Source organism: Nonomuraea sp. CA-141351 (assembly GCF_050944675.1).
Lineage (GTDB): Bacteria > Actinomycetota > Actinomycetes > Streptosporangiales > Streptosporangiaceae > Nonomuraea.
Genome location: NZ_CP191982.1, coordinates 11346052 through 11363314, shown reverse-complemented (window position 1 = coordinate 11363314; position 17263 = coordinate 11346052). Strand labels below are relative to the sequence as shown.

Sequence of the window (17263 nt, the reverse complement as noted above, 5' to 3'; positions counted from 1 at the left end):
GCCGCGCACGGGCGCACCGCCTTCGGACAGGGCGCACCAGGACTCGGCGCGCGGCGCGCACCACGGCTCGGCATCACACGATCCGGCAGGGCGGTCACCGTCACATGGGGACGCACCAGCCCAGGGCGCGCCGCTCCGGGACGTGCCGCTCAGGGGCGCGCGGCTCCGAGACGGCGCGCCGCAGGGCTCGGCACCACACGATCCGGTAGGACGGTCACCGTCACGTGGGGACGGGCCGCTGTGCGCCTTGCCCAAGGGACATGGCCCGCGCGTCCAGGCGCCCACCGAGGCACAGCCGACCACCCCGGAATCGCACCCGGCCGCAGCCACCACGGAGGTACAGCTGGCTGCGCCCACCACGGAGGCGCGCCCGGACGTGTCCACCGCCGAGGCGCAGGCGGCCAGGTCCGCTACACCGCCCTATGACGATGAGGCGGCACCGTCCGCCGCGCCGCTGCCCCCCGCCGCGCCGCTGCCCCCCGCCGCGCCGCTGCCCCCCGCCGCGCCGCTGCCCCCCGCCGCGCCGCTGCCAGCCGGACGGGCGGCTGCGCCTAGGACGTCGTCGGCTGCTGGTCGGGCGGCTGCGTCTGGGATGTCGTCGGCTGTCGGGCGGGTGGCTGTGCCTACGACGCCGTCCGCCGAGTGGATGGCCGGAGGGACGGCGGCGGGGCGCGGTGGGACGCGCTCGCCGTACCCCACGGCCGCTGCCACCGGTCATCGACGCGGTCCGAGCGCCCACACGCCGCGCACGGACAAGCACCCGAGCCCCCAGGCGCCCACCGCCGGCCAGGGACGCGCGTGGGCGGCGGTCGCCGGTGGGCGGCGGGTGCAGGTGGGTGGGATCGGGGTGGATGCGCTCACCGAGGACGAGGTGGTCCGGCGGGTGGGGGACGAGCTGGAAGCGGGGAGAGGCGGGCGGATCGTCACCCCGAACATCGACATATGCCGGGCAGCCGCCAAAGACCCCGAGCTCAAAGAGCTGGTGTGCAGTGCGGAGCTGGTGGTGACCGACGGGATGCCCCTGGTGTGGGCGGCCAGGTTGCTCGGCACCCCGGTGCCGGAGCGGGTCACGGGCGCGGACCTCATCTGGTCGCTCAGCAAGCTCGCCGCCCGCCGTGGCTGGCCCGTCTACCTGCTCGGCGGCCCTCCAGGCGTGGCACGGAGGGCCGCGGACGAGCTCACGAGCTGCCACCCGCGGCTGAAGGTGTGCGGGGTCCACGCGCCGCCCTACCACTTCGACGTCACTCCCGAGGGCAGTGCGAGGGTCCGGAGGAGGGTGGTCGCCGCGCGGCCGCGGCTGGTGTTCGTCGGGCTGGGCTTCCCCCGCCAGGACCGGCTCATCGCCGACCTGAGGGAGGAACTGCCGGAGGCGTGGTTCCTGGGATGCGGGGCGGCGATCGCGTTCGCCGCCGGCTCGGTCTCCAGGGCGCCGGGATGGATGCGACGGACAGGGCTGGAGTGGGCGTACCGGCTGGGCTGCGAGCCGGGGCGGCTGGCGCGCCGTTACCTGGTGGACGACCTGCCGTTCGCGGCACGGATGATGGCCACCTGTCTGGCCAGTCGTGTCAGGCCGTGAGGGCGCGCACGCGGGCCACGTCGTCGGAGCTGAGGCCCCGGCCGGCGTGGTCCAGCGCCCGGCGGGAGTCCATGGGCCGGAAGGCCGTGCGTGACAGGCCCGACCAGGCGAACCCCGTCCCGGCCCCGGACGCCCCCGTGCAGGCCCGCGTGATTCGGCGCTGCGCGGCAGGCGTCCAGGCCAGGCCCGCGTAGTCGTACAGCCGCTGGAAAACGGTCAGCGGGTCGGCGGCCAGCGACTCGTACGAGGCGATGAGGATGCCGGGGGTGCGGGTCAGGATCGTACGGGTCGCCCGCCACAGCGCGGCCGCCTTCAAGACACGGTCCTGGGAGCCGACGAGGGCGCGCAGCTCGAGCAGCTCCGGGTGGTCCCGGACCAGTAGGGGCTGCTCGAGCAGCTCATGGAAGTAGACCGTCCAGCCGAGCCGCTGCCAGCTCGCCACGAACGACACCGGGTCCCGCACCAGCGCGATCACCCGGCACCCCAGCGAAGAGGCGAACCAGCCGGCGCTCAGCACCGCGAACGGGTCGTCCAGCAGCGCCCGCCGGCCCGTCAGACGGCCGAAGGAGAAGGCGGTGCCGTAGCGGAGCAGCCTCGCCAGGTCGTACGGGGAGCGGTTCGCGCGCAGCTCGGAGAGCCAGCGGTAGCGCAGCGCCACGGTGTCGCGGAAGGCGGGCAGCCAGTCGGCGGCGTTGTCGTCGCAGATGTACTGGAACCTGTGGGTCACGGAGGCCCTGAGCACCCCGGGGCAGCGACCTGGCGGGTGCTGCGGGTTGAGCGGCTCGTTGACGTAGACCAGGTCGCCTCCGGCGGCGAGCATCTTGCCCGTCCAGCTCGTGCCGCTCCTCGGCAGGCCCGTCACCAGCACGGGAGCACGACTACTCACACAGTGTCCCGGGTAAGCGCGCTCATGGCTTCTACTCCGTAGAGGCGGCTCGGTCGCTGGGGAGCCGCCGCCTTCCCTCGTCACTCCGGTCGCTACGCTCCCTGCGTTCCTCAGTCCAGGCGGCGGCGCTCCCTCGCGTGTTCATGGCCTCTACTCCGTAGAGGCGGCTCGGTCGCCGGGGAGCCGCCGCCTTCCCTCGTCACTCCGGTCGCTACGCTCCCTACGTTCCTCAGTCCAGGCGGCGGCGCTCCCTCGCAGGGCCTGGAGGGTGTGGCGGCCGAAGGGGTGGAGGCCGTAGTGGTGGTGGAGCTGCCACAGCGGGAGCAGGTTCTTGACCAGCATCCCGCCCGACCAGCCGAGCACCGCCCCGAACGCCCCGTGGACGGGTATCAGGGCCACGTCAAGCGCCACCGTGCACGTGATCGCCGCCACCAGGTTGAGCAGGCTCGTGCCCGTGTGTCCCGCGGCCGTCAGCACCACGTCCACCATCCCGCAGGCTGTGGCCACCATCATCGTGCCGGCCAGCACCAGCGCCACCGGCTCAGCGGACCCGTACGAGGGCCCGAACAGCCCCAGCAGCCACGGCGCCAGCGCCGCGTACGCCAGCCACACCGGCCACGTCAGCAGCACCAGCCAGGCAGTGGCGGTCTGGTACAGCTGCGCGGCCCGTGCCCGCTCCCCGTTCGCGAGCGCCGTGACCAGGCGAGCCTGTACGGCCTGCGCCAGCCCCTGGTTCGCGAGCTGCCCGACCACCTTGAACCGAGTGGCGGCCGTGTAGACGGCTGCCTGCGCCGGACCTCCGAGCAGCGCGACGATCACGATGTCCAGCCGCTGGAACACCGCCTGGATGGCCCCGGCCACGGACCGGGGAGCCGTGTACCGCCACAGGTCGCGCCCCGTGCCGGGCAGGTACGGCGTCCGCGGCGCGCGCCCACGCAGCCCGGCCCAGGCCAGGACCACGGCCGGCACGTACGGCGCCCCCCAGGCCAGCGGCAACCACGAGGCCGCGTCCGCCGCGCAGACCATGGCCACCAGCACGAGCTGGGAGCAAGGCACCAGCACCCCGTCCACGACGACCGTGGGCCGCATGGCCCCGAACCCCCGGGTGGCGGCCAGCAGCACATCACCCACCACCATGACCGGCAGCAGCGCGGCCACCGGGCCCAGCCGCGGGTACAGGATCATCCCCGCCAGGCAGGAGGCCACCACGCAGGGCACGAGGGCTGCCCGGATATATCCGGAAATGCCGAGGTAGTCGTAGGTCTTCGCCCGCGCGATGAAGTACACGAGCCCGTTCCCCGCATCCAGCTTCGCGATCCCCGCCGCCATGAGCGCCAGTGCGGTCACCGCGAAGAACGCGCCGGCGTCAGTGGGAGCGAACGTCCTGGTCACGAGCATGACGAGCACGAACTGCGCGAAAGCGCCGAAGGCCGCCCCGGAGACCCCCGCGATCCCGCCCCGCCGAAGGCTCGAGGTCATCGCCGCCACGAAGGCTCACCTCCCAGCCACCGCACCAGCCGCGCGTCGTACGGCTCGAAGTGGTCCCGCAGCGCCCGCCCCAGCTCGCGCGGCATCGGCTGCGGCGAGGGACGCCCGTTGTGCCGCTCGAACAGCGGGTAGCCGAGATGCGGCACGCCCAGGAACTCCAGCACCCGGTCGTACACGGTCTCCGGCTCGGCGAAGAAGCGGTGACTGTCGAGCACCAGGATCCGCTCGCGCCCGACCAGCGTCTCCAGCCGCTCGAGCTGGTCGGCGTAGCGCCCGCGGGCCAGGTACGCGTGATGGCGATGGGAGTGGTGCAGGGAGAAGGGCGAGTTACGCAGCAGCTCCTCGGCCCCGGCCAGCCGTGAGGGCTCGAGTTCGACCGCGGACTCGAAGTGCGACTCCGTCTCGAACCCCCTGGCCAGCTCGTGCGCATGGGCCGAGTACGCCCGCTCCACCGGATCCCGTACCAGGACGATCAGCCGCACGCCGGGCAGATCGGTCGTGATCCGCTCCCCGGCCAGCGGGTGGAACAGGTAGTAGGGGGACGACTCGAACGCCAGCGCCCGCGAGCCGTACCGGTGCTCGACCAGCCCCGCGCTCATCCGCAGCGGAAAGTGGCCCTGATACCAGGACATTCCCCGCCAGTAGCCGACGTCGAAATAGTGCACGCCCTTGTGCAGCACCGGCTTGAGCAGCAGCGGATGCTGCGCCAGCGCCCGGTACAGCGAGGTGGTACCGCACCGCTGCGCCCCCGCGATCAGGAACGACGGCAGCACCCGCGCCCCCGACGTGAGCCGTCCGGTGGCGCGCGACAACGACAGCACAGACGCCTTCATGGCCCTCATGTGAGCAGCTCCTCGTGGTCGACGGCCGGGTTGAGCCAGGTCTCCGGCGGTCCGAGCGGCATGTGGCCGTCGGCGGTATGCCTGTCGGCCAGCGCGATGAGGTAACGAACGGCGGTCTGCCTGGCCACCGCCGCCGACAACCCCAGGGGCGCGAGCTCGCGTACGGCCCGTGCCACGCATGCCCGCGCCGCGACCGGCGGAGCCATCGAGCGCAGCGCCCGCTGGAAGAAGTGGTGTACGAGGTCGAAGCCGTAGGGGACGCCGATCTCGTACCGCTCCCAGTCCCACACCAGTAGCCGCCCGTCGGGGGACGGGCACATGTTCCAGGGCGCGAGGTCCCCGTGCCAGGCCGCGCACGGACCCCCGGTGCCCGCGATCTCCTTGACCGCCTCGAGCAGCAGCGGCCGGGGCACCCGGCCGCGCCGCACCCGCAGCGGCGACAGCGCCAGCACCGCCAGCCCGCGCCAGACGCCGTGGTGGAGCACGGCCGGCACGGCGACGGTGGCCAGCGGGAGCCCGGCCAGCCTGCGCAGTGCCGCCGCCTCCGTGGTGATCAGCGAGCTCGCCCGCGCGCTGTCGCCGATCTTCACGAACGCCAGCCGCCGCCCGCCCGAGCAGGCCTCCAGGATGGGCTTCCGGTTGGCCCGCCGCGCCGGACGCACGTGCAGGACGGTCTCGACGGGCCCTCCGAAGACCTCGCTCAGGTACGCGGCGATGGACCCCTCGCCCGGCACCATGACCGAGGACCACGGATGCCACCAGCGGCGCGGCACCAGCCGCCGGGGCACGGCCGCGTGTGGCAGCACGGTGTACGCCCGGGGCGACCCCGGCCCCGGATACAGCAGCCGCACGGTCTCCGCGAGATAGCCGAGCCGGATGGCGGCGTCGTTCACGAGACGTCTCCCAGATGGTTGCGCCACAGCAGGGCGAACGAGATGAGATACAGGCTGAGCGGCGTGACCAGCCCGTCGTAGATGAACATGTAGAGCAGCACCAGCCCCATCACCAGCACCCCGGCCAGCCCGATGGGGCTGCGGTCTCCCCAGTGGCGTCGGATCGCACCCAGGAAGAACGCCACGTAGAGCGCCGCCCCGGTGAACCCCTGCGTGATGATCAGCAGCCAGAGCTGCCCGTCGCTGCCCAGCGGCGGGTGCCCGCAGCCCTCGCACCACTGGGTCCTGCCCGTGGTGATCGTGCGATGGTTGCCCATGGCGTTGCGCGTGTTGCCGTAGCCGATGATCGGCGAGTGCGCGGCGGCCGCGACCGTGGCCGACACGGTGAAGGCCCTGATGTCGTTCGAGTGCGGTTTGTCCAGCCGCTGCGCGAACAGGGACGCGAGCGGGCTCAGCGCGAACACCAGCGCCGCCACCACCGCAGCCCCGCAGAGCAGCACCCTTGCGCGGCCTCCGAGCCTGAGGACCAGGTACGTCAGGGCCAGGCCCAGGCCGATCCAGAGGCCCCGGTTGAGCGAGTACACGATGGGGATCGCGGCCAGGGCGAGCAAGACGACCACGAAGGCCTTCTGCCGCCGCCCGCCGTGCACCCACCAGCCGACCACGAACCACACCAGCAGCACCGACACGTTGCTGCCCCATGCGTTCGCCCACTCGAACGGCGCCTCAGGCCGCGGCGAGGCGAAGCCCAGCACTTTCTGTGTCTGGGCGGCGGTGGGGTGGATGAGGTTCTGTACGAACGAGTTGCCGGCCGCCCAGTCGGGCAGCAGCAGCTCGACCGGCGAGGTGAACGCGAACGAGGGGAAGAACACGCCGAGCAGCCCGCCCGCGACCGTCGTGACGAACAGCACGCCGAGCAGGCGCACCAGGCGCAACTGCGGCAGCTCGCTCTCGGTCAGGTTGCCGAGGTAGAGCACCATGATCAGGATGGCCACGTAGAGCGCCAGCCGCATGACGTAGCCGATCAAGCGCCCCGGCCCGAGGTCGCCGTACGTGTCCGGCGGCATCTCCGTCAGCATCAGCCCGCTCACCAGGTAGCCGGCGAGCAGCAGCAACCACAGCCCGAACCCGCGCGGCACCCTGATCGGCCGGCGCCGCCACAGCACCATCGCCATCGGCACCGCCAGCACGATCACCGACAGCCCGCCGAACCCCAGGGCCCACCACACCGGATAGCCGACGAGCAGTGCCGTGATCGGCCACGAGGGCCCTCTCACGTCGGCTGGCCGGGGCGCCGGGGGTGCATCGCCTGCATGGGCGTGGTCTCGGCCACCTCCAGCTCGCCGGTCGCCACGAGCTTGCCGAGCGGGGTGTGCGTGCGCGGCTCGAGCAGGGGCACGAACGACGGCAGCGCGTCGGTCGCCGTCACCACGCCGATGACCGGCACGTCGTGCCTCGCCAGCTGCCGTACGGCGGCCCCGACCTGGTCGGAGGTGACCCGGCCCAGCCCCACCAGCAGCAGGGCCGCGTCCGCCCTGGCCAGATCGCGTACGTCGGAGCCGTCGAGCACGGTCAGTGGCACGCTGACGGCCACCTGGTCGGCCTGCGTCGATTCGCGCAGGTCGGCGGGGAGCGCCTTGACCAGCAGCCGCTTGCCGGGGCACACGGCGACCACGGCGCAGGCCAGCTCGTGGGCCACACCGGGTTCGCGCGGACTCGACAGGTCGCTCAGCACGGGCAGGCCGGTCAGCCGCTCGACGTCGGCGGCCGTGCGCAGCCGCTTGTCGAGCCGGTCGCGGGCGTAGGCGGCGGCCGAGCCGGCCAGCAGCCCGGCCATGAGCCCGGTGCCCAGGTAGAGCGGCAGGCTGGGGGAGCCGGGCGCGGACGGCGGTGTGGCCTGGCTGATGACCGTGCCGGGAGTCACCGCGACCGTCCTGAGCGCGTCGTACTTCAGCGCGAGCCCGGCGGCCTGCCGGTTGAGCACGCTCTGCCGCTGGGACGCGATCGTGTGCTCGGCACTGCCCTTGGCCAGCCCGCCGAGCTGCTTGATCACCGCGTCGATGGCCGCGTTGACCTGCTTGATCTTGACCAGCACGGCCCGCTGCTGCTCGCTCAGGGCGGCCAGCGCGCTCTCGCGGCGGTTGGTGAGGTACGCCTGGGCGTACGCGCGGGACTGGTCGGCCGCGACCGTGGCGTCGGAGGCGGTCACCGAGATCCACAGCACCGCCGAGTTGGGCGGCACCGAGACCTCGACTGGCTCGGGTGTCTCGACTCCCAGCGTCGTGGCGGCGCGCTCTGCCACGACGGCGGACTGCGCGACCTGCGCCTCGGTGTCGAGGTTGAGCGGCTCGCGCTGGCGGCTGGTCACCTGGTTGGCCGGCTCCTGCGAGCCGACCGGCATGACCAGCACCTGCGTGGTCGCGGTGTAGGAGGGCGGCGTGAGCCGCATGAGCGCGAGGCCGGCCGTGCCGCCGAACACGACGCAGCCCACCAGGAGCAGCCATCGCCTGCGCAGCAGCGAAAGGTGCTCGTCCAGGTCCGTGCCTGAGCTCATTGGGGAGGGTCTCCTGGAATTGCGTCGAGATGTGCGCCCACTATAGGGCGGACGATTATCAGCCAAGCCGAATACCCAAGATTTTCTCGAGTCGGGTACAAGGTAAAGCCGTCTATAAATTGAAATGTCCGGAAAGTGCCTTCGGGCTTTCGCCTGCCGTCAGCTGGAGAGACTCGGCACACTGGCTGAAGTTCCAGGAACGACATGGCAAGGTTCAGGTTTGATAGGCGGGGGTCATTCGCCGAGGGGGTTGAAGGGCTTTGCAGCTACGGGGAATTTCTCATACCACCACGAACACCGCGGTCATTCTGGTCGTTATCGCGGTGCTGGCCGCCTGCTCCACGGCTGAGGGCTCCAACGCACGGGCGCCCGTGGCCGTCAAGGAGGCCTCTGGCACGCCGTCCTCCTGTACGGCGACCTCCAGGCTCATACCCTCATGCGGCGCCTGGTGGGGCGTCGCGCCGGAGGTCTTCACCGGTGAGCAGCTCGAGCACGCCCTGCACGGCGCAGAGGCGCGCATGGGGGCCTCCGCCGACGTGGTGCACGTCTACCACCGGGGCAGCGAGCTGTTCCCCACCAACGCGGAGATCAGGATGGCCCGCGACCCGGCCAGGCCCCGGCTGCTCATGATCAACTGGAAGCCGTCGTTCGACCGTACCTGGGCCGAGATCGCCGACGGGGCGCTCGACGCCAGGATCGACCGGCTGGCCGGATACCTCAGGCGCACCTTTCCCGAGCGGTTCTTCCTCACCCTCCACCACGAGCCGGAGAACGACGTGGACGCCTCGTCGGGCTCGGGCATGCAGGCCACCGACTACGCGGCCATGTTCCGGCACGTGGTGCTCAGGCTGCGGTCCGACGGCGTGAAGAACGCGGTCATGGTCATGACGTACATGGGGGCGCCCAACTGGGCGGCCGAGCCCTGGTTCGAGGACCTCTACCCGGGAGACGACGTGGTCGACTGGGTGGCCATGGACCCGTACGCCGACGGCAAGGTGGACGACTTCGAGGGCCTGGTGAACAAGACCCGCAAGGAATATCCGGACTGGCCGGGGTTCTACCGGTGGATGCAGGCACGCTTCCCCGGCAAGCCGGTCATGGTGGCCGAGTGGGGCGTGTTCGAGCGGGCGGACGACCGGTCGTTCAAGCGTGCGTTCTTCGAGTCGGTGCGGCGGCAGATCAAGCGGTATCCGCAGATCAAGGCGCTGCTGTACTTCGACTCGCCGCACGCGCCGCGCGGCGACACCAGCTTCGACGCCGGCACGGGCGCCGGCCGGGCGTTCAGCGAGCTGGCTCGAGATCCGTACTTCCGCGCGACGCCCGTCCCCCGGCCGTGACTATGGCCTCCACTCCGCGGAGGCGGCTCGGTCGCCGGGGAGCCGCCGCCTTCCCTCGTCACTCCGGTCGCTACGCTCCCTGCGCTCCTCAGTCCGGGCGGTGGCGCTCCCCCGCACGCGCCAGCCTGCGATGGTGACTGCTGTGGCCGCGACGAGGGCCCACACGGTGAACGTGGTGCTCGCGTCGAGCAGCTTGAGGGCGGAGGCGAGCAGCACGATCGCCAGCAGTGCCCTGATCAGGCCGCCGGGGGCGCGAGAGGAGATCCTGGCGCCGAGGTAGACGCCCGGGATCGAGCCGATGAGCAGCGAGAGCGTGAGGTCCAGCTGGAAGTCGCCGAACAGCACGTGCCCGAGCGCGGCGGAGGCGACCAGCGGCACGGCCTGTACGAGGTCGGTGCCGACGAGCTGGTTGGCCTTGAGCGCCGGGTAGAGGGCGAGCAGGGCCACGATGATCAGAGATCCGGATCCGACGGACGAGACGCCCACGACCAATCCGCCCACCGTACCGACCAGTAGGGTCGGAATTGGTCGCACGACGATCTCGTGCGCGTTCGACGCCCCTCCCCGCCCGCCGAGCCAGCTCTTCAGAGCCATGCCCGCCACGGCCAGCAGAAGCGCCACGCCGAGCGCGTACTTCACGGCGTCGGTGACCGCGAACGCGCGGGCCAGGAACACCCCGCAGAAGGCGGCCGGCACCGAGCCCGCGCACAGCCAGCCGACCAGGCGCAGGTTGACCGTGCCCCGGCGCAGGTGCACGAGGCTGCCGACCGGCTTCATCACGGCGGAGGCGACCAGGTCGCTGGAGACGGCGGCCAGCGGCGGGACGTTGAAGAACAGCATCATCATCGGCGTCATGAGCGCGCCGCCGCCCATCCCGGTCAGCCCGACCACGATCGCGACGAGGAAGGACCCGCCGATCAGCGCCCAATCGATCAACGAACCCAGCCTCCAGACCGCAGCGTCCCCAGGACCTGGGAGACGGCCGCGTCGATCGAGATGTGCGTGGTGTCGATCACCAGGTCGGCGTCGTCCGGCTCCTCGTAGGGATCGGAGATGCCGGTGAACTCGGGGATGAGCCCGGCGCGCGCCTTGGCGTACAGGCCCTTGCGGTCGCGCCGCTCGCACTCCTCCAGCGGCGTCGCGACGTGCACGAGCAGGAAGTCCGCCCCGACCGACTCGACCATTTCGCGCACCTCCTCACGCGTGGCCGCGTAGGGGGCGATGGGCGCGCAGATGGCCAGGCCGCCGTGGCGGGCGGCCTCGGCGGCGACGAAGCCGATGCGGCGGATGTTCAGGTCGCGGTCGGCCTTGGAGAACGTCAGGCCCTTGGACAGCAGGTGGCGCACGACGTCGCCGTCGAGGTAGGTCACGGTACGGGTGCCGAGCTCCAGCAGCGTGTCACGCAGGCCGCGGGCGATCGTGGACTTGCCGGAGCCGGACAGGCCGGTGAAGAAGACCACGAGGCCCCGGCGGTGCGGCGGGCCGGGAATGTGCACGGGGTCGGGGCCCGCCAGGTGCTCGGTGGCGCCGTAGGCGGTGGCGACGTGCTCGCGCAGCTCCAGGTCGATCTCGGGCTCCTCACGGGGCGCCAGGGGCACGGAGACGACGATCGTGTCCTCGGGCAGCTTCTCCTTGGCGCGGAGCGCGGCGCGTACGACCGCGGGGCCCGCCTCACCGTACGAGAGGGGGAGCAGCATGATCACCGCGTCGAGCTCCTTCGCGGTGGCGACGATCTCGGAGAGATCGTCGAGGGGACCGCGCATGGTGACGGCGAGCGCGGGACGCCCGCCGAGCTCGGCCTTGACCTCGGCCGGGGTGAGCCGCAGGCGCGCGAACGGGCCGTGCTCGGGCGCGCCGAGGCCCTTGACGGGGCCGGAAGTCAGCCCGTCCGGCTCGTGGGCGGTCACCGTGAGCGTGGCCAGCGGCAGGCCCTCCGGGTCGAGGAGCGTGACCTCGTCACCGGGCGAGACGTCGGCGGGCAGGTGGAGCGTGACGGGCGCGGGCCACGGGGTGCCGTCGGCGAGCGTGCCGCGCTCGTGCACCGCGTGGAGGTCATCGTGGCCGAGGAACCCGGTCAGCGGCTCGAACGCGCCGGACAGCAGCAGCTCGAGGTCGGCCAGCTCGCGCGGGTCGGGGGTCCACTCCACGTCTGCAACATCCCAACTATTCCGATTGAATTGGTAGGAAAGGAGTCTACCGATTGATATGGGTGTGTCGCTAGACCCGTCTTCCGTACGTCGCCGCACTTCGGTGGAGATCCCTTCGGGAGGAGATCAAGGGCCCGCGGTGGCCGAGCTGCGACGAAGCGGTTGCCGCGGGGAACAGGGCTAGAGGAGCCGGGCGAAGTGGTGCTGAGGCTTCCTGATCACCATGGTGATCTCGTCGTGGGTGGCGAGGTAGCGGCCGTTGGTCAGCTTGGCGGCCGCGGCGACCGCGGCGACGGCGATCCCGCGCCTGCGCGCGGGGCCGCTGGTGTTCCGCCCGTCGTCGGTGATCATGAGTCCACGGCTGAGGCAGAACGCGTGCATGCCGTCGCTCGAGGCCAGCGGCTCGTACACGGTCGGGAACGGGCCCGGCGTGCCGGGGGCGACGAGCGCGCGCCACAGCGGGCGGCGCAGCCACGACGGCGTGATCCGGTCGAGCAGGCCGTAGGCGGACCTGCGGTCGCGCATGCGCAGCAGCACCAGGCCCCCCGGGCGCAGCGACTGCAGCAGCCGGTCGAACACGAGCTCCGCGTGCCTGATCCGCTCGAGCAGGAACGACACCTGGATCACGTCGTACGACCTGGGCGCCAGCGGCACGCAGCGCAGGTCGCCCAGCGTCCACGACACCAGGTCGGCACGCTCCGCCAGCACGGCCCTGATCGAAGGGTGGTCCTCGTCGACCCCGGTGGCTCTCGTCTCGATCCGCTCCAGTTCCAGCGGCTCGTCGTGCGCGCACCCGGCGACGAGCACGTCGAGCCGCCTGCCGAGCAGGCCGGCCCAGTGCTCGCGGACCCGCTGACCGAAGAGATCGCCTCTTTGGGCGACCGATCGCACCTCAGACATGTCACCTACAGTAATCAACCAATTCGATTCAGTAGGGCATTTCCCTGCTAGCGTCCTGGGCCGTGAGCGATGTGGTCTATGTGGGGAAAGCCGGTGTCGACGCGGCCGCGGACCGGGGCTGGCTGCTGGGTCATTTCAAACCCCTCGGCGATCCAAGACACAGCGACGATGTGGAGATCAAGTGGGGCGTGCACCCGCCCGGCGACGAGCGGGGGGAGTGGGTCGAGGGGGAGGAGCGCACCGCCCTGCTGGTGCTGATCAGCGGCCGGTTCCGGGTGGAGCTGCCGGGCCGGAGCGTGCTGCTGTCCGAGCCGGGTGACTATGTGGTCTGGGGCAAGGGCGTCGGCCATTCGTGGTACGCGGAGGAGGCCTCGACCGTGCTCACCGTGCGCTGGCCCTCCGTGCCTGGCTATCGGATCGGTTGAGGACGACGGCGAGTACCCTTGGAGAGAACCCCCGCGACCTGACTCGGCCGGGGGTAGTCGTGTTGCCGTCGTGGGGCTGTGGGCGTATCTGATGAGTCTTTCCGGGCTACTTGACCTTGTTCGCGCCGACCCGAAGTTGACCGCCGCTCTCGAAGAGGGCGGCGATGTCGCGCTGATCGCGCCAAGCGCGCTGCGGCCGTTCGGCGTGGCCGCGCTGGCCACGCACGACCAGCGGACCGTGCTCGCGGTCACCGCCACGGGGCGTGAGGCCGAAGATCTCGCCGCGGCCTTGACCAGCCTCGTCGAGCCGAGTTCCGTGGCGGTGTTCCCGGCGTGGGAGACGTTGCCGCACGAGCGGCTCTCGCCGCGCAGCGACACGGTGGGGCAGCGGCTGGCGGTCCTGAGGCGGCTGGCGCACCCGGTCAAGGGCGACACGGCGGCCGGGCCGCTCAGTGTGATCGTGGCGCCGGTCAGGGCGCTGCTGCAGCCGATCGTGAAGGGGCTCGGCGATCTCGAGCCGACCAGGCTGCGGGCGGGCGACGACGCCGACCTCGAGGAGGTCGTCGACCGCCTGGTGACCAACGGCTACCACCGGGTCGACATGGTGGAGAAGCGCGGAGAGGTGGCCGTGCGCGGCGGGCTGCTCGACGTGTTCCCGCCGACCGAGGAGCACCCGCTGCGCCTGGAGTTCTGGGGCGACACGGTCGAGGAGATCCGCTGGTTCAAGGTGGCCGACCAGCGCTCGCTCGAGGCGGCGGAAGGCGGGTTGTTCGCGCCGCCGTGCCGGGAGCTGCTGCTGACCGACGAGGTCAGGATCCGGGCGCGGGAGCTGGCCGAGCAGTACCCGCCGCTGGCCGAGGTGCTCGACCAACTCGCCGAGGGCACGCCGGTCGAGGGCATGGAGGCGTTCGCGCCCGTGCTGGCCGGGGAGATGGACCTGCTGCTCGACCACCTGCCGGTGCGGTCCGCGGTGTTCGTGTGCGATCCCGAGCGGATCAGGGGGCGGGCCGAGGAGCTCGTACGCACCTCGCAGGAGTTCCTGGAGGCCTCCTGGATCAACGCGGCGGCCGGCGGCGAGGCGCCCATCGACCTGGGCGCGGCGGCGTTCCGCACGCTGGAGGAGATCCGCGACCACGCCGACGTGCTGGGCCAGCCGTGGTGGACGATGGCGCCGTTCGGGGGCGGGGTCGAGCTCGACGCTCAGGACTCCGAGGCCTACCGCGGCGACACCGCCAAGGCGCTGGCCGACATCAAGGGCTGGCTGGCCGACGACAAGGCCGTCGTGCTGCTCAGCGAGGGCCACGGGCCCGCGGAGCGCATGGTGGAGCTGCTCAAGGGCGTCGACGTGCCCGCCAGGCTCCAGCAGTACCTGGACAAGGCGCCTGAGCCCAAGGTCGTCCACGTCACGACGGGCCTCATCGAGCACGGCTTCATCACCCCGAGCCTGGCCGTGCTCACCCATCTCGACCTGGTCGGGCAGAAGGCGTCCACCAAGGACATGCGGCGGCTGCCGTCGCGCCGCCGCAACATGGTCGACCCGCTCCAGCTCAAGGTCGGCGACCACGTGGTGCACGAACAGCACGGCGTGGGCCGCTACGTCGAGATGGTCCAGCGCACGGTCCAGGGCGCCACCCGCGAATACCTGGTCATCGAATACGCCAAGGGCGACCGGCTCTACGTGCCGACCGACCAGCTCGACGAGGTCACCCGCTACGTCGGAGGCGAGGCGCCCACGCTCAACCGCATGGGCGGCGCGGACTGGGCCAAGGCCAAGTCCCGGGCGAAGAAGGCGGTCAAGGAGATCGCGGGGGAGCTGATCAGGCTCTACTCCGCCCGCATGGCCTCGCCGGGCCACGCGTTCGGGGACGACACGCCGTGGCAGCGGGAGATGGAGGACGCCTTCCCGTACGCGGAGACCGGCGACCAGCTCGAGGCCATCGACGAGGTCAAGCGCGACATGGAGCGCGGCATCCCGATGGACCGGCTTATCTGCGGCGACGTCGGCTACGGCAAGACCGAGATCGCGGTGCGGGCGGCGTTCAAGGCGGTGCAGGACGGCAAGCAGGTGGCCGTGCTGGTGCCGACGACGCTGCTGGTGCAGCAGCACATGTCGACGTTCACCGAGCGCTTCTCCAGCTTCCCGGTCACGCTCAAGCCCATCTCCCGCTTCCAGACCGACGGCGAGGTCAAGGGCACGCTCGAAGGGCTCAGGTCGGGCGCGGTCGACGTGGTGATCGGCACGCACCGGCTGCTCAGCCCCGAGGTCAGGTTCAAGGACCTCGGGTTGATCATCATCGACGAGGAGCAGCGGTTCGGCGTCGAGCACAAAGAGGCGATGAAGCACCTGCGTACGCAGGTCGACGTCCTGGCCATGTCGGCCACGCCGATCCCGCGCACGCTGGAGATGGGCCTGACCGGCATCCGCGAGATGTCCACGATCCTCACGCCGCCCGAGGAGCGGCATCCGATCCTCACGTTCGTGGGGCCGTACGAGGAGAAGCAGATCGGGGCCGCGATCAGGCGCGAGCTGATGCGCGACGGGCAGATCTTCTTCGTGCACAACCGGGTGGCCTCGATCAACCGCGTGGCCGCGCGGCTGCGCGAGCTGGTGCCCGAGGCGCGCATCGCGGTGGCGCACGGGCAGATGAACGAGCACCAGCTCGAGAAGATCATGGTGGGGTTCTGGGAGCGGGAGTACGACCTGCTGGTCTCCACCACGATCGTCGAGTCCGGGCTCGACGTGCCCAACGCCAACACGCTGATCGTGGACCGGGCCGACAACTACGGACTGTCCCAGCTCCACCAGCTCCGAGGGCGCGTCGGGCGAGGCAGGGAGCGCGGTTACGCGTACTTCCTCTACCCGCCCGAGAAGCCGCTGACCGAGACCGCCCACGAGCGGCTGGCCACGATCTCGCAGCACACCGAGATGGGCGCGGGCATGTACGTCGCGATGAAGGACCTCGAGATCCGCGGCGCGGGGAACGTGCTGGGCGCCGAGCAGTCCGGGTTCATCGCGGGCGTCGGCTTCGACCTGTACGTGCGGCTGATGGCCGAGGCCGTGCAGGAGCAGAAGGCCAAGCTCGACGGCGCCGAGGTGCGCGAGGAGCAGCAGGACGTCAAGGTCGAGCTGCCGATCAACGCCCACATCCCGCACGACTACGTCACGTCCGAGCGGCTGCGGCTGGAGGCGTACAAGCGGATCGCGGCCATCGCCACCCACGCCGACATCGACGAGGTGCGCGAGGAGCTGACCGACCGTTACGGCAAGCCGCCCGCGGAGGTGGACAACCTCCTGGAGGTGGCCAGGTTCCGGATCAAGGCGCGCCAGGCCGGGCTCACGGACGTCACGCTGCAGGCCCAGAACATCAAGTTCGGCCCGGCGAGGCTGAGGGAGTCGCAGCAGGTCCGGCTCGACCGGCTCTACAAGAAGGCGATATACAAGCAGGCGGCCGAGACGCTCCTGGTGCCGGTCCCCAAGACCAAGCCGCTCGGGGGGCAGCCACTACGCGATCTCGACCTGCTCAAATGGTGCGGTGACCTGGTCGAGGCACTGTTCCTCGAGCCAGCGCGGGTAAGCTAGCGGCGGTTTTCGGTCGGAAAGGGACGCACGTGAAGTCGATACGAGTGGCTGTGGCCGCCGCGGCGGTGGGCATCGCCCTGACCGCCTGCTCCTCCCCTGTGCAGGCCGGGGCCGCGGCCGTGGTGGGGAACGAGCGCATCTCGACGAGTCAGCTCACCACGGACGCGGAGGCCTACAAGGCCGCGCTGAAGAGGAACAATCTGGACGAGACGGCGCTCGGCGTGCCGATCACCCAGTACGTGTTGCAGCGGCTCGCCGACATCAGCGCGGCCAAGCAGTTCATGGCCAGCCGCAACGTTCAGGTGACCGACAAGGAGATCGACGCCAAGCTCCAGGATCCCGGCCAGTACCAGAACGCCGAGATCAACCTGCTGGCGCTGGGCGTCGCGCCGACCTACGCCCGCGAGTACGCGCGCACGGCCGTCGGGATGGCCAAGCTGCAGCAGGCGGCCGGTCAGGCCGGCACGGAGCAGCTGCGCAAGGAGTTCTCCGCGATCAAGACGACCTTCAACCCCCGTTTCGGCGTGGTGAACCCGTCGCCGTCGCAGGAGAACCCGTCGCTGTTCATTGACGCGGGCCGGTTCGGCAAGGCCGCCACCCAGCAGGCGCAGCAGCAGCAACAGCAGGGTTGAGTC

At 71.3% G+C, this 17263-nt stretch carries 14 protein-coding genes; 5 read left to right on the top strand and 9 right to left on the bottom strand.

The window, feature by feature from the left end:
• Positions 1-613: 613 nt before the first annotated feature.
• Positions 614-1576, top strand: coding sequence for a WecB/TagA/CpsF family glycosyltransferase (locus tag ACQPWU_RS53470; RefSeq protein WP_433434666.1), 963 nt, complete (start codon positions 614-616; stop codon positions 1574-1576).
• On the opposite strand, the gene ACQPWU_RS53465 is transcribed toward ACQPWU_RS53470, so the two are convergent.
• From ACQPWU_RS53465 to ACQPWU_RS53440, 6 genes are all read right to left on the bottom strand, one after another.
• Positions 1566-2462: a sulfotransferase gene (locus ACQPWU_RS53465; protein ID WP_433434664.1), complete on the bottom strand. Its 897-nt coding sequence runs from the start codon at positions 2460-2462 to the stop codon at positions 1566-1568. The genes ACQPWU_RS53470 and ACQPWU_RS53465 overlap by 11 nt on opposite strands.
• 150 nt (positions 2463-2612) lie before the next feature.
• Positions 2613-3941, bottom strand: coding sequence for a lipopolysaccharide biosynthesis protein (locus ACQPWU_RS53460; protein ID WP_433434662.1), 1329 nt, complete (start codon positions 3939-3941; stop codon positions 2613-2615).
• Entirely contained in the window at positions 3938-4792 is an 855-nt protein-coding gene (locus ACQPWU_RS53455) for a sulfotransferase domain-containing protein (RefSeq protein WP_433434660.1), read from the bottom strand. The genes ACQPWU_RS53460 and ACQPWU_RS53455 overlap by 4 nt, the downstream gene beginning before the upstream one ends.
• Complete coding sequence (locus ACQPWU_RS53450; protein WP_433434659.1) at positions 4789-5685, bottom strand: hypothetical protein; 897 nt, start codon at positions 5683-5685, stop codon at positions 4789-4791. Before ACQPWU_RS53450 ends, ACQPWU_RS53455 begins: the two co-directional genes overlap by 4 nt.
• Entirely contained in the window at positions 5682-6962 is a 1281-nt protein-coding gene (locus ACQPWU_RS53445; RefSeq protein ID WP_433434657.1) for a hypothetical protein, read from the bottom strand. The genes ACQPWU_RS53450 and ACQPWU_RS53445 overlap by 4 nt, the downstream gene beginning before the upstream one ends.
• Positions 6959-8239, bottom strand: coding sequence for a Wzz/FepE/Etk N-terminal domain-containing protein (locus ACQPWU_RS53440; RefSeq protein WP_433434655.1), 1281 nt, complete (start codon positions 8237-8239; stop codon positions 6959-6961). Before ACQPWU_RS53440 ends, ACQPWU_RS53445 begins: the two co-directional genes overlap by 4 nt.
• A 260-nt stretch (positions 8240-8499) precedes the next feature.
• Here ACQPWU_RS53440 and ACQPWU_RS53435 point away from each other — a divergent pair, with 260 nt between their 5' ends.
• Positions 8500-9576 carry a glycoside hydrolase family 26 protein gene (locus tag ACQPWU_RS53435; protein WP_433434653.1) on the top strand — a complete coding sequence of 359 codons (1077 nt, stop codon included), beginning with the start codon at positions 8500-8502 and terminating at the stop codon, positions 9574-9576.
• Here the strand turns inward: ACQPWU_RS53435 and ACQPWU_RS53430 are convergent, their stop codons facing one another.
• The 3 genes from ACQPWU_RS53430 to ACQPWU_RS53420 form a co-directional block, all read right to left on the bottom strand.
• Positions 9577-10512, bottom strand: a complete 936-nt coding sequence (locus tag ACQPWU_RS53430) for a sulfite exporter TauE/SafE family protein (RefSeq protein WP_433434651.1) — start codon at positions 10510-10512, stop codon at positions 9577-9579.
• A complete protein-coding gene (cysC, locus tag ACQPWU_RS53425; protein ID WP_433434650.1) occupies positions 10509-11723 on the bottom strand; it encodes an adenylyl-sulfate kinase in 1215 nt (404 codons plus the stop codon). Before cysC ends, ACQPWU_RS53430 begins: the two co-directional genes overlap by 4 nt.
• A gap of 180 nt (positions 11724-11903) precedes the next feature.
• Complete coding sequence (locus ACQPWU_RS53420) at positions 11904-12623, bottom strand: class I SAM-dependent methyltransferase (RefSeq protein ID WP_433434648.1); 720 nt, start codon at positions 12621-12623, stop codon at positions 11904-11906.
• 62 nt (positions 12624-12685) lie between these two features.
• On the opposite strand from ACQPWU_RS53420, the gene ACQPWU_RS53415 reads away from it, so the two are divergent.
• The 3 genes from ACQPWU_RS53415 to ACQPWU_RS53405 all read left to right on the top strand — a co-directional run bounded on the left by ACQPWU_RS53415 (position 12686) and on the right by ACQPWU_RS53405 (position 17260).
• Entirely contained in the window at positions 12686-13048 is a 363-nt protein-coding gene (locus tag ACQPWU_RS53415; protein WP_433434646.1) for a signal peptidase I, read from the top strand.
• Between the two features lie 91 nt (positions 13049-13139).
• Positions 13140-16628, top strand: coding sequence for a transcription-repair coupling factor (gene mfd / locus ACQPWU_RS53410; RefSeq protein ID WP_433434644.1), 3489 nt, complete (start codon positions 13140-13142; stop codon positions 16626-16628).
• A 29-nt stretch (positions 16629-16657) separates the two neighbouring features.
• A complete protein-coding gene (locus tag ACQPWU_RS53405) occupies positions 16658-17260 on the top strand; it encodes a SurA N-terminal domain-containing protein (RefSeq protein WP_433434643.1) in 603 nt (200 codons plus the stop codon).
• Positions 17261-17263: the final 3 nt, after the last annotated feature.